The following is an 11589-nucleotide window of genomic DNA, read 5'->3' as shown; positions in this document are numbered from 1 at the left end:
GGCCGCAGCTCCCGCCGACGATGCGCCACGCTACGCCGCCTCGCCGGATCAAGGCCCGGCCACCGCCACCACCAGCGCCTCGCGCGACCCGATCGATGCGGCGGCCGACGCGTTCGAACCGCCGCCACCCACGGCACGCGCGGCCGCACGCCAGGCGCAGATGGTCTCGCCTTCCGACGGCGGCGGCATCATCCGCGCCTCGACCGCATCGGGCGCTGCCACCGGCGGCAACGGCAGCGGCGACGATCCGATCGCGCGCTTCGCCACCGGCAGCTACTGAACGCCGCGGCCCATCCCAATCCGCAAAACAAAACGCCGCGGCCTTTCGGCTCGCGGCGTTTTGTATGATGGCAACGGTGTCGCGGATCAGAACACGCGGTGCCCGACCCACCAGCCCGCCGCCGCGATCAGCGCCGACGCGGGAATCGTCAGCACCCAGGCCCAGACGATATTGCCCGCCACGCCCCAGCGCACGGCCGACAGCTTGCGCGTCGCGCCCACGCCGACGATCGCGCCGGTAATGGTGTGCGTGGTCGACACCGGAATACCCATCCACGATGCCGAGAACAGCGTCAGCGCACCGCCCAGCTCGGCGCAGAACCCGCCGACCGGTTTGAGCTTGGTGATCTTCTGGCCCATCGTGCGGACGATCCGCCAGCCGCCGAACAGCGTGCCGAGCCCCATCGACAGATAGCACGCGCCGATCACCCACACCGGCGGCGCATCGGCCGTGGCCGATGCATAGCCGGTGGCGATCAGCAGCATCCAGATCATGCCGATGGTTTTCTGCGCGTCGTTGCCACCGTGCCCAAGGCTGTAAAGCCCGGCCGACAGCAATTGATAGCGCCGGAACCGCCGGTCGACCTTGCTCGGCGGCGTGCGGAAGTAGATCCACGACACCCCGAGCATGAACAGCGAGCCCAGCACGAAGCCGAGCAGCGGCGAGATGAAGATGAACGCGACCGTCTTCATCAGCCCGTCCAGATTCAGCGAACCCCAGCCCGATTTGGCGACGGCCGCGCCGACCAGCCCGCCGATCAGCGCATGCGAGGAGCTCGACGGAATCCCGTAATACCAGGTGATGATGTTCCAGCCGATCGCGCCCACCAGCGCGCCGAACACCACGTAGTGATCGACGATGGCCGGATCGATAGTGCCCTTGCCCACCGTTTGCGCGACCTTCAGGTGGAACACGAAATAGGCGATGACGTTGAACACGGCGGCGAACGCGACCGCCTGCTGCGGCTTCAGGACGCCGGTGGACACGACGGTCGCGATCGAATTCGCGGCGTCGTGAAAACCGTTCATGAAGTCGAACACGAGCGCGACGATGACGAGCGTCGCAACGGCCCAGATGGCGAGTTGTATCGAATGCATCGTGGCTCGCTCAGGCGTTTTCCAGCACGATGCCTTCGATGATGTTCGCGACGTCCTCGCACTTGTCGGTGATCTCCTCGAGCAGCTCGTAGATCGCCTTCAGCTTGATCAGGTTCTTGACGTCGTTTTCCTCGCGGAACAGCTTCGACATCGCCGAACGCAGCACGCGGTCGGCCTCCGATTCGAGACGATCGATCTCCTCGCAGGCCTTGAGGATCTTCGACGATTGCTTCATGTCCGACAGCAGCGCCACCGCCTGCTGCACGTGCTGGGCCGAGGCCGTGACGATATGGGCCAGTTGGCTCGCCTCGGACGTGACGGCTTGCACGTCGTACAGCGACACGGCCGTGGCGACGTCCTCCATCAGGTCGAGGATGTCGTCCATGGTGGTGATCAGCTTGTGGATTTCGTCGCGATCGAGCGGCGTGATGAAGGTCTTGTGCAGCAGGTCGATCGCTTCATGCGTCAACTTGTCCGCGGATTTTTCCGCGGATTGCACCTTCTGCTTGTGGATCTCGGCATCGTCGAGATTGTCGATCAGCAATTCGAGCTCGCGGCCACCGGACACGATGAAGTTCGCGTGCGAATTGAAGATTTCGAAGAACTTGCCCTCGGTGGGCATGAATCGACCGAACATGAAATTTCCGGGTATTGTCAAATGACTGTCACAAAAAGCGGCGTCATTGTACCGTTTCCCCGGCGGGCAGGTGCGCCCTTCTCCCGGGCCGCGCGAGATACAACGCTTGGCGGCGCCGGGCTTTACACGCTGCGTCAGTCGCCCTGGAAGTGCTGCGACCCGGCGAAGTTGTCGAACTTCGTGTATTGACCGATGAACGTAAGCCGAACGGGGCCGATCGGGCCGTTACGCTGCTTGCCGATGATGATTTCGGCGGTGCCCTTGTCGGGGCTGTCCGGGTTGTACACTTCGTCGCGGTAGATGAACAGGATCACGTCGGCATCCTGTTCGATTGCGCCCGATTCGCGCAGGTCCGACATCACGGGGCGCTTGTTGGGGCGCTGTTCCAGGCCGCGATTGAGCTGCGACAGCGCGATCACCGGCACGTCGAGCTCCTTGGCGAGGCTCTTCAGCGATCGCGAGATTTCCGAAATTTCGGTCGCGCGGTTTTCGCCCTGCGACGAACCGCTCATCAGCTGCAGGTAGTCGACGATGATCAGCCCGAGCTTGCCGCATTGACGCGCCAGACGCCGTGCGCGCGAGCGCAGTTCCATCGGGTTCAGGCCGCCGGTTTCGTCGATGAACAGTTGCGCCTCGCTCATCTTCTGCACGGCGTGCGTGAGCTTCGGCCAATCCTCGTCGGTCAGCCGCCCGGTACGCATGCGGTGCTGATCGAGCCGGCCGACCGAGCCGAGCATACGCATCACGAGCTGGCTGCCCGGCATTTCCATCGAGAACACCGCCACCGGCAGGCCGTATTCCACGGCCACGTATTCGCCGATGTTCATCGAGAACGCGGTCTTGCCCATCGACGGCCGCCCGGCCACGATGATCAACTCGCCGCCGTGCATGCCCGAGGTCATCCGGTCCAGATCGACGAAGCCGGTCGGCGTGCCCGTCACGTCGCTCGGGTTGGCCGTGTGATAGAGCGTGTCGATGCGCTCCACCACCTGCGTCAGCAGCGGCCCGATTTCGAGGAAGCCCTGCGTGCCGCGCGCGCCTTCCTCGGCGATCGAGAACACCTTCGACTCGGCCTCGTCGAGCAGTTGCCGCACTTCCTTGCCCTGCGGATTGAACGCGTCGGCCGAAATCTCGTCGGCCACCGACACGAGCCGGCGCAGCACCGCGCGGTCGCGCACGATTTCGGCGTAGCGGCGGATGTTCGCGGCGCTCGGCGTGTTCTGCGCGAGCGCATTCAGGTAGGCCAGGCCGCCCACGTCGTCGGCCTTGCCGGCCGTGACCAGCGCCTCGTACACCGTCACCACGTCGGCCGGGCGCGTCGAGGCGATCAAACGCCCGATGTGCTCGTAGATCAGCCGGTGGTCGTAACGGTAGAAATCCTGTTGCGAGAGAAAGTCGGCGATGCGGTCCCAGGCTGCGTTGTCGAGCAGGAGGCCGCCCAGCACCGATTGCTCGGCCTCGACCGAGTGCGGCGGGACTTTCAGCGATTCGATTTGGGGGTCGTGCGGCACGTTCATGGCTTGGGATTATCGCGAAATGAGCGAAGTGACGCCAGACTGGGCGGCAGAAAAGAAAAAAGGCAGGGCCGGTTTCCCGGACCCTGCCCTCGCGGCACGGGCGGTGAGCACCGCCCGGCCGGATTACAGCGTGTGCTGTGGTGTCGCTTAGGCGTGGTCGCCGATCACGTTCACGGTGACGTCGACGACGACGTCCGTGTGCAGTGCGATCTGAACGGCGTGCTCGCCGATGATCTTGATCGGGCCTTCCGGCAGACGCACTTGCGCCTTTTCGACTTCGTAGCCGGCCTTCTTCAGCACTTCAGCGATGTCCGCGTTCGTGACCGAGCCGAACAGACGGCCGTCGACGCCCGACTTCTGCGTGATCTCGAACGACTGGCCTGCCAGCTTCTCGCCGACTGCCTGCGAGGCGGCCAGCTTTTCGGCTGCGACCTTTTCGAGTTCCGCGCGGCGGACTTCGAATTCGGCGATCGCATCCTTCGTCGCACGGCGAGCCTTGCGATTCGGGATCAGGAAGTTACGTGCGTAGCCGTCCTTGACCTTGACGATGTCACCCAGGTTGCCCAGGTTCGCGACTTTTTCCAACAGAATGATTTGCATTCGAATTCTCCTTATTGCGTCGCTGGCCTTAGGCCTTGTGCTGGTCCGTGTACGGCAGCAGCGCGAGGAAACGCGCACGCTTGATTGCCGTGTCGAGCTGGCGCTGGTAGTGCGCCTTCGTACCCGTCAGACGCGCCGGCGTGATCTTGCCGTTTTCGCCGATGAAGTCCTTCAGCGTTTCCGTGTCCTTGTAGTCGATTTGCTCAACGCCGGCTGCCGTGAAGCGGCAGAACTTCTTGCGCTTGAACAGCGGGTTTTGTTGCTGACGACGCTTGTCGAATTTCTTGCCAGTGGGACGGGGCATGATTCAGTCCTTTCCTATGTCCTGCAATGCTGTGATGTGAAACACCAAGGTGCGCGCGTTGCGGTGCTTTTTCGCCAGGAAGCCGGTGAAGAGCGTTTCGACGCCCATCTCGCAGCGTTCCAGCTTGCCGCTCGCCTCGCCTGCCGCCATCGCCTCGATCGTCAATTCGACCTGACGGCGGATGCCGGCTTCGACGACCTCCGTGTGGTGTTGCAACGTGCAGCTTGCGATCGGAACGCCGGCGGGCGTGTATCGCACCGCTTGTCGCTCGACGACGCTTGCCGTCAGTTGCAGCCTGTTCACGGAGATGACGCGATCCTTGGTGGCTTGACCGATTCGGTCTTAAGCCTGCGCTTCGGCCGGCTGCGCTGCAGCTGCCTTCTTGGCTTCTTCGCGCTGAACTTCCTTCATCATCGGCGACGGGCCGGTTTCGGCCTTCTTCTGCTTGACGATGAGGTGGCGCAGCACTGCGTCGTTGAACTTGAACGCGTGTTCGAGTTCGTCGAGCGTTGCTTGGTCGCACTCGATGTTCAGGCAAACGTAGTGAGCCTTGGCGAGTTTCTCGATCATGTAGGCCAGTTGACGACGGCCCCAGTCTTCGATGCGGTGGATCTGGCCGCCGCGCGTGGTGATCGTGGTCTTGTAACGCTCGATCATCGCGGGCACTTGCTCGCTTTGATCGGGGTGCACGATGAATACGATTTCGTAATGACGCATACACACTCCTTGTGGATTAAAGCCACCCGGGCGTCGGAACCGGTGTGGCAAGTGAGAAGCCGAAGATTCTAACCCGTTCGGCAGACCCACGCAATAGTTTCGGTGGTTTCCCGGCGCGAATCGGCCGTGTTTTCAACGACTTGAGCGGCAGCCGGCGCGGCGGGCCCGGAAACCGGCTCGCCGGCCGCCCGTCCGTGGCCCCGGATGCGGCCCCGATGCGGCCCCGATGCGTCCCGATTCGCGCGGCGCGGCGCCTCAGCTCGCACCGTGCCAGTACCCCGGCTGCGCATACGCGTCGCGCAGGTAATCGATGAAGTAGCGCACACGCGCCGGCACGTAGCGCTGCTGCGGGTACACGGCCAGGATGTCGTAATCGGGCAGCGCGAACTCGTCGAGCACGGTTTCGAGCTCGCCCGTTTCGAGCTGGCGCGCGATCTCCCAGGTGGAACGCCAGCCGAGCCCGAGCCCTTCGGACACCCAGCGGTGCAGCAGTTCGCCGTCGTTGCAATCGAGATTGCCGGCCACGCGAATCGTCGCCACCTTGCCGTTGCGGCGGAAATACCAGCCGCGGTTCTGGCCCCCTTGCAGATTGAACGCGAGGCAATTGTGCTTCGGCAGATCCTCGAGCGTCTTCGGGCGGCCGTGGCGACGGAAATAACCGGGCGTGCCGCACACCACGCGGCGATTGGTCGCCAGCTTGACCGCAACGAAGTTCGGATCGACCGCGCCGCCGATCCGGATCGACAGGTCGTAGCCCTCGCGCACCAGATCCACCACGCGGTCGGTCAGGTTGAACGACAGTTGCAGTTCGGGCTTGTCGGCGGCGAACGCCGGCGCGAACGGCGCGACGTGCTTGCGGCCGAACGCGGCCGGCGCCGACACGATCAGGTGCCCGTTCACGGCGCGGCGCCCGGCCGCCACCTCGTTTTCGGCCTGCGCCCAATCGCTGAGCAGGCCGCGGCAGCGCTCGAGAAAGGCCGCGCCCTCCTCGCTGACCACCAGCCGCCGCGTCGAGCGGTACATCAGCTTCACGCCGAGGCGCTTTTCGAGCGCGTCGATGCGCCGCCCGAGCACCACCGGCGACACGCCCTCCTCCAGCGCCGCCGAAGCGAGGCTGCCCGCGTCGGCCACACGCATGAAGGTCTCGATCTGTTTGAAGCGGTCCATCGGTTGTCTCCGTCCATTCGTTCGATCGAACGGCAGGCCCGCTCGCGCCTTGACGGCGCGGCCTGCCCCCTCGATTCGATACTTTTAGTTTTGAAATAAGCGACGAGTGACGATCTTATCAAAGCTTTGACGCAGCCATACAGTGTCCTCAACCGCGATCCGCCATTCCCAAGGAGACATGCATGGCCAAGATGAGAGCCGTCGACGCCGCCGTTCTGGTACTCGAGAAAGAAGGCATCCAGACCGCCTTCGGCGTTCCGGGCGCCGCAATCAATCCGTTCTATTCGGCGCTGCGCCGCTCCGGCGCGATCGGCCACGTGCTGGCGCGCCACGTCGAGGGCGCCTCGCACATGGCCGAGGGCTACACGCGCGCCGCGCCCGGCAATATCGGCGTGTGCATCGGCACCTCCGGCCCGGCCGGCACCGACATGATCACCGGCCTGTATTCGGCCCAGGCCGATTCGATCCCGATCCTCGCGATCACGGGCCAGGCGCCGCGCGCCCGGCTCTACAAGGAGGATTTCCAGGCTGTCGACATCGAATCGATCGCCAAGCCCGTGACCAAATGGGCCGTGACGGTGCGCGAACCGGCGCTGGTGCCGCGCGTGTTCCAGCAGGCGTTCCACCTGATGCGCTCGGGCCGCCCTGGCCCGGTGCTGGTGGATCTGCCGATCGACGTGCAACTGGCCGAGATCGAATTCGACATCGACACCTACGAGCCGCTGCCCGTCTACAAGCCGAAGGCGTCGCGCGCGCAGATCGAGGCCGCGCTGCGCCTGCTCAACGATGCGGAGCGCCCGCTGATCGTGTCGGGCGGCGGCGTGCTGAACGCGGCGGCCGAGGATCTGCTGGTCGCCTTCGCGGAAACGCTCGGCGTGCCGGTGATCCCGACGCTGATGTCGTGGGGCGCGATGCCGGACGATCACCCGCTGATGGCCGGCATGGTCGGCCTGCAGACCTCGCACCGCTACGGCAACGCCACGCTGCTCGCTTCCGATTTCGTGCTCGGCATCGGCAACCGCTGGGCCAATCGTCACACCGGCAGCGTCGAGGTCTACACGAAGGGCCGCAAGTTCGTGCACGTCGACATCGAGCCGACCCAGATCGGCCGCGTGTTCGGCCCCGATCTCGGCATCGTGTCGGACGCGAAGGCGGCGCTCGAACTGTTCGTGGACGTGGCCGCCGAATGGAAGGCCGCCGGCCGCCTGAAGGATCGCGGCGCGTGGCTGGCCGAATGCCAGGCCCGCAAGCGCACGATGCAGCGCAAGACCCATTTCGACGACGTGCCGGTCAAGCCGCAGCGCGTGTACGAGGAGATGAACCAGGCGTTCGGCCGCAACACCTGCTACGTCAGCACGATCGGCCTGTCGCAAATCGCCGGCGCGCAGTTCCTGCATGTCTACAAGGCGCGCAACTGGATCAACTGCGGCCAGGCCGGCCCGCTCGGCTGGACCATTCCGGCCGCGCTCGGCGTGCGCGCGGCCGATCCGTCGCGGCCCATCGTGGCGCTGTCGGGCGATTACGACTTCCAGTTCATGATCGAGGAGCTGGCGGTGGGTGCGCAGTTCAAGCTGCCCTACGTGCACGTGGTGGTGAACAACGCGTATCTGGGCCTGATCCGCCAGGCGCAGCGCCAGTTCGACATGGATTACTGCGTGCAGCTCGCGTTCGAGAACGTCAATGCGCCCGAGCTCGGCAACTACGGCGTCGATCACGTCGCGGTGGCCGAAGGGCTCGGCTGCAAGGCGCTGCGCGTGTTCAAGCCGGAGGAGATCGCGCCGGCCTTCGAGCAGGCCAAGCGGCTGATCACCGAGTTCAGCGTGCCGGTGGTGGTCGAGGTGATTCTCGAACGCGTGACCAACATCGCGATGGGCACCGAGATCGACGCCATCAACGAGTTCGAGCCGCTGGCCGAGCGCCCCGAACACGCGCCGACCGCCATCTCGCTGCTCGACTGAATGCTCGACTGAACGCGGCACCGCCGCCACGCTTCGATGCGCTTTCCCGATTGATTCGACTGACCGACCGGAGACATCCTCATGCCGAAATTCGCCGCGAACCTGACGATGCTGTTCAACGAGCTGCCGTTCCTCGACCGCTTCGAGGCGGCCGCGCAGGCAGGCTTCGACGCCGTCGAGTTCCTGTTCCCCTACCCGTACGACAAACAGGAGCTGGCCGAACGGCTCGACGCCCATCACCTGAAGCTGGTGCTGCACAACCTGCCGGCCGGCAACTGGGAGCTGGGCGAGCGCGGCATCGCCTGCCTGCCCGATCGCACCGCCGAATTCCAGGACGGCGTGGGCCGCGCGATCGACTACGCGAAGGCGCTCAAGGTGCCGCAACTGAACTGCCTGGTGGGGATCGCGGCGGCCAGCGCGGCGCGCGACACCACGCTGGTCACGATCGTCGAGAACCTGCGTTTCGCGGCGAACGCACTCAAGCAGGAAGGCATCCGCCTGCTGGTCGAGCCGTGCAACGCCTACGACATTCCGGGCTTCGCGCTGAACCGCTCGGCCGAGGCGCTCGACGTGATCCGCGCGGTCGGCTCGGACAACCTGTTCCTGCAGTACGACATCTATCACATGCAGCGCATGGAGGGCGAGCTCGCCGCGACGCTGCGCGCGAACCTGCCCGCGATCGCGCACATCCAGCTTGCCGACAACCCGGGCCGCCACGAGCCGGGCACCGGCGAGATCCACTACCCGTACCTGTTCGCGCTGCTCGACGAGCTCGGCTACGACGGCTACGTCGGCTGCGAATACAAGCCGCGCGGCACCACGCGCGACGGCCTCGGCTGGCTGCGCGACGCGCAGCAGCGCAGCGCCGAATACGCGTGAGCCGACGCGCCCCGCACTCACTCATTAGGAGACTTGAACATATGGCAACGATCGGATTCATCGGCCTCGGCATCATGGGCTCGCACATGGCCCGCAACCTGCTCAAGGCCGGCCACACGCTGGTGGTGAACGGCGCCTACCCGGTGCCGGACGACCTGCGCGAACGCACCCGCGTGGTCGGCAACTCGACGGCGGTGGCCGACAGCGCCGAGATCATCATCTCGATGGTTCCCGACACGCCCGACGTGCGCAACGTGCTGTTCGCCGACGACGGCGTGGCGCGCGGCCTGACGGCCGGCAAGCTGGTGATCGACATGAGCTCGATCTCGCCGCTCGACACGCAGGCGTTTGCGAAACAGATCAACGCGCTCGGCTGCGATTATCTCGACGCGCCGGTTTCGGGCGGCGAAGTCGGCGCGCGCGACGCCACGCTGACGATCATGGTCGGCGGCCCCGAAAAAGCGTTCGAGCGCGCCAAGCCGCTGTTCGAGGCGATGGGCAAGAACATTTCGCTGGTCGGCGACAACGGCGCGGGCCAGACCACCAAGGTCGCGAACCAGATCATCGTCGCGCTGAACCTCGAAGCGGTGGCCGAGGCGCTGCTGTTCGCGGCGCGCTCGGGCGCCGATCCGGAACGCGTGCGCCGCGCGCTGATGGGCGGCTTCGCCGCGTCGCGGATCCTCGAACTGCACGGCGAGCGGATGACCAAGCGCACCTTCGATCCGGGCTTCCGCATCGAGCTGCATCAAAAGGATCTGAACCTGGCGCTCGACGGCGCGCGCCGGCTCGGCCTCGCGCTGCCGCACACGTCGAGCGCGCAGCAGTTGTTCAGCGTCTGCGCGGCGCACGGCGGCAAGGCCTGGGATCACTCGGCCATCGTGCGTGCGCTCGAGATCATGTCGAACCTCGAAATCGCCGAAGCGAAATAAGGCAGGACGCACGGGCGGCCACGCCGCCCACCCGTGGGGCGCCCGGCGGATCGCAAGGTTCGGCGGGCGGTTTGAAGGCCGCTCTGGGCTGAGAGCGGTGTTGGGTCCGCAGCGGCGCCCGGCGATGCCGGGGAAGCCTTGGTCGGTCAGACGTCGTCGTCGGGCGTCCGCTCGTCGGATTCATGCGTGGCGCATCGCTACCGTTCCCCCACGCGCCAGGTGCAACAACGAAAAAGCGGACCCGCGGGTCCGCTTTTTTCATGCCATGGCCGTTGCTCAGTAGGTGTCGAACACGGCTTGCAGGGCCTGCGCGCCGCGCGCGCCGGATGCCAGCGCCAGCATCAGCAGCACCCGCGCCTTGAACGGATTCAGCGAGCCGGCGCTGACGAAGCCGAGCGCATCGTCGCTGGCCGCGCCGTTGCGCATCACGTGCCCCGAGCCGACGCGCGAGGCGCGCACCACGGCCACGCCCTGCGCCGCCGCCTCGGCCAGCGCGGCCTGCAACGTGGCGTGGATCGAGCCGTTGCCGGTGCCGGCCACCACGATCCCCTTCACGCCCGCCGCCACCAGCGCATCGACGGCCGTGCGCGACACGCCCGCATAGCTCGCGACGATCTCGACGGCCGGCCAGTCGGTGTGCGATCCGGCGCCCACCGCGAACGGCGCGGCGGCGGTATGCGCACGCACCACGCCGCGCGCGAATTCGACGCGGCCGTCCTGCACCCAGCCGAGCACGCCCAGCTCGGGCGACTGGAACGCATCGACGGCGTAGGTGCTGGTCTTCACCACGTCGCGCGCGCTGTGGATCTTGTTGTTGAACGCCACCAGCACGCCCTGGCCGTGCGCGGCCGGGCTGGCCGCGACGGTCACGGCGTTGAGCAGGTTCAGCGGGCCGTCCGACGACAGCGAGGTGGCCGGGCGCATCGCCGCGGTCAGCACCACCGGCTTGGCCGTCTTGACGGCCAGATGCAGCAGCGTGGCGGTTTCCTCGAGCGTGTCGGTGCCGTGCGTGACGACGATGCCGTCGATGCGCGGATCGGCGGCCAGCGCGTCGATCCGCTGCGCCAGCGCGATCCACAGCGCCGGATCGAGATCCTTGCTGTCGATGCTGGCGATCTGCTCGCCCTCGATCTGCGCGACGCGCGCCAGCGCCGGCACGGCGTCGAGCAGCGAGGCGATGCCGAGCGCGCCGGCCTGGTAGCCGGCCGTGTTGGTGGCGTCGGGCGCGGCGCCCGCGATCGTGCCGCCGGTGGCGAGAACCGCGATGCGCGGCAGCGGGGCCGGCGCGGCGGAGGAAGTCGGTTGGGAGGTCGGATGTGTCATGGCCGCGATTGTAATCGCTGCGATTGCCGATGTGCGGGCTTGCCTGCCCGGGTGGTGGAAACGCCGTCAACGCAGCGGCCCCGCCACGCGTTAGTCCCTTTGTTGTTCCCGAAATGGTTTGCCATAATGGCCCGGCGATTCGCGCCACGCGCATCGCTCCAGGTGTCACGACTACGCCAAT

General features: G+C 66.1%; 12 protein-coding genes and 1 pseudogene. 4 read left to right on the top strand and 9 right to left on the bottom strand.

Annotated elements, in window-relative coordinates; all coding sequences use genetic code 11:
• Positions 1-280, top strand: a pseudogene (locus G3N92_RS07980) (peptidoglycan endopeptidase); the annotation flags it as partial.
• An 86-nt stretch (positions 281-366) separates the two neighbouring features.
• Here G3N92_RS07980 and G3N92_RS07975 read toward each other — a convergent pair.
• From G3N92_RS07975 to G3N92_RS07940, 8 genes are all read right to left on the bottom strand, one after another.
• Positions 367-1377 carry an inorganic phosphate transporter gene (locus tag G3N92_RS07975; RefSeq protein ID WP_206126922.1) on the bottom strand — a complete coding sequence of 337 codons (1011 nt, stop codon included), beginning with the start codon at positions 1375-1377 and terminating at the stop codon, positions 367-369.
• 10 nt (positions 1378-1387) lie between these two features.
• The gene (locus G3N92_RS07970; RefSeq protein WP_206126921.1) at positions 1388-2014 is read right to left on the bottom strand and encodes a DUF47 domain-containing protein; all 627 of its coding nucleotides are present in this window, start codon (positions 2012-2014) and stop codon (positions 1388-1390) included.
• Positions 2015-2148: 134 nt separating this feature from the next.
• The gene (locus G3N92_RS07965; RefSeq protein ID WP_206126920.1) at positions 2149-3531 is read right to left on the bottom strand and encodes a replicative DNA helicase; all 1383 of its coding nucleotides are present in this window, start codon (positions 3529-3531) and stop codon (positions 2149-2151) included.
• 147 nt (positions 3532-3678) lie between these two features.
• Positions 3679-4131 carry a 50S ribosomal protein L9 gene (gene rplI / locus G3N92_RS07960; protein WP_206126919.1) on the bottom strand — a complete coding sequence of 151 codons (453 nt, stop codon included), beginning with the start codon at positions 4129-4131 and terminating at the stop codon, positions 3679-3681.
• A gap of 28 nt (positions 4132-4159) precedes the next feature.
• Positions 4160-4435, bottom strand: a complete 276-nt coding sequence (rpsR, locus tag G3N92_RS07955; RefSeq protein ID WP_006486248.1) for a 30S ribosomal protein S18 — start codon at positions 4433-4435, stop codon at positions 4160-4162.
• 3 nt (positions 4436-4438) lie between these two features.
• Positions 4439-4738, bottom strand: a complete 300-nt coding sequence (gene priB, locus G3N92_RS07950; RefSeq protein ID WP_206126918.1) for a primosomal replication protein N — start codon at positions 4736-4738, stop codon at positions 4439-4441.
• A gap of 39 nt (positions 4739-4777) precedes the next feature.
• Positions 4778-5152: a 30S ribosomal protein S6 gene (rpsF, locus tag G3N92_RS07945; protein WP_206126917.1), complete on the bottom strand. Its 375-nt coding sequence runs from the start codon at positions 5150-5152 to the stop codon at positions 4778-4780.
• 255 nt (positions 5153-5407) lie between these two features.
• The gene (locus G3N92_RS07940) at positions 5408-6319 is read right to left on the bottom strand and encodes a LysR family transcriptional regulator (RefSeq protein WP_206126916.1); all 912 of its coding nucleotides are present in this window, start codon (positions 6317-6319) and stop codon (positions 5408-5410) included.
• Positions 6320-6501: 182 nt separating this feature from the next.
• Between G3N92_RS07940 and gcl the strand changes: the two genes are divergently transcribed.
• The 3 genes from gcl to G3N92_RS07925 all read left to right on the top strand — a co-directional run bounded on the left by gcl (position 6502) and on the right by G3N92_RS07925 (position 10085).
• Complete coding sequence (gene gcl / locus G3N92_RS07935; protein ID WP_206126915.1) at positions 6502-8277, top strand: glyoxylate carboligase; 1776 nt, start codon at positions 6502-6504, stop codon at positions 8275-8277.
• 81 nt (positions 8278-8358) lie between these two features.
• Positions 8359-9156, top strand: a complete 798-nt coding sequence (hyi, locus tag G3N92_RS07930; protein WP_206126914.1) for a hydroxypyruvate isomerase — start codon at positions 8359-8361, stop codon at positions 9154-9156.
• Positions 9157-9197: 41 nt separating this feature from the next.
• On the top strand, positions 9198-10085 hold the full coding sequence (locus G3N92_RS07925; RefSeq protein ID WP_206126913.1) for a 2-hydroxy-3-oxopropionate reductase: 888 nt from the start codon (positions 9198-9200) through the stop codon (positions 10083-10085).
• Positions 10086-10361: 276 nt separating this feature from the next.
• Here the strand turns inward: G3N92_RS07925 and G3N92_RS07920 are convergent, their stop codons facing one another.
• A complete protein-coding gene (locus tag G3N92_RS07920) occupies positions 10362-11408 on the bottom strand; it encodes an asparaginase (protein WP_206126912.1) in 1047 nt (348 codons plus the stop codon).
• Between the last annotated feature and the right edge of the window lie 181 nt (positions 11409-11589).

Origin of the sequence: Burkholderia sp. Ac-20379 (genome assembly GCF_017104645.1) — a bacterium.
Classification (GTDB): domain Bacteria; phylum Pseudomonadota; class Gammaproteobacteria; order Burkholderiales; family Burkholderiaceae; genus Burkholderia.
This window is presented reverse-complemented; position numbering and strand designations above follow the sequence as displayed.

Coding starts and splice junctions, on each gene's coding strand:
- G3N92_RS07975 (WP_206126922.1), bottom strand. CDS start 1,377: ATGCATTCGATACAACTCGCCATCTGGGCCGTTGCGACGCTCGTCATC.
- G3N92_RS07970 (WP_206126921.1), bottom strand. CDS start 2,014: ATGTTCGGTCGATTCATGCCCACCGAGGGCAAGTTCTTCGAAATCTTC.
- G3N92_RS07965 (WP_206126920.1), bottom strand. CDS start 3,531: ATGAACGTGCCGCACGACCCCCAAATCGAATCGCTGAAAGTCCCGCCG.
- rplI (WP_206126919.1), bottom strand. CDS start 4,131: ATGCAAATCATTCTGTTGGAAAAAGTCGCGAACCTGGGCAACCTGGGT.
- rpsR (WP_006486248.1), bottom strand. CDS start 4,435: ATGCCCCGTCCCACTGGCAAGAAATTCGACAAGCGTCGTCAGCAACAA.
- rpsF (WP_206126917.1), bottom strand. CDS start 5,152: ATGCGTCATTACGAAATCGTATTCATCGTGCACCCCGATCAAAGCGAG.
- G3N92_RS07940 (WP_206126916.1), bottom strand. CDS start 6,319: ATGGACCGCTTCAAACAGATCGAGACCTTCATGCGTGTGGCCGACGCG.
- gcl (WP_206126915.1), top strand. CDS start 6,502: ATGGCCAAGATGAGAGCCGTCGACGCCGCCGTTCTGGTACTCGAGAAA.
- hyi (WP_206126914.1), top strand. CDS start 8,359: ATGCCGAAATTCGCCGCGAACCTGACGATGCTGTTCAACGAGCTGCCG.
- G3N92_RS07925 (WP_206126913.1), top strand. CDS start 9,198: ATGGCAACGATCGGATTCATCGGCCTCGGCATCATGGGCTCGCACATG.
- G3N92_RS07920 (WP_206126912.1), bottom strand. CDS start 11,408: ATGACACATCCGACCTCCCAACCGACTTCCTCCGCCGCGCCGGCCCCG.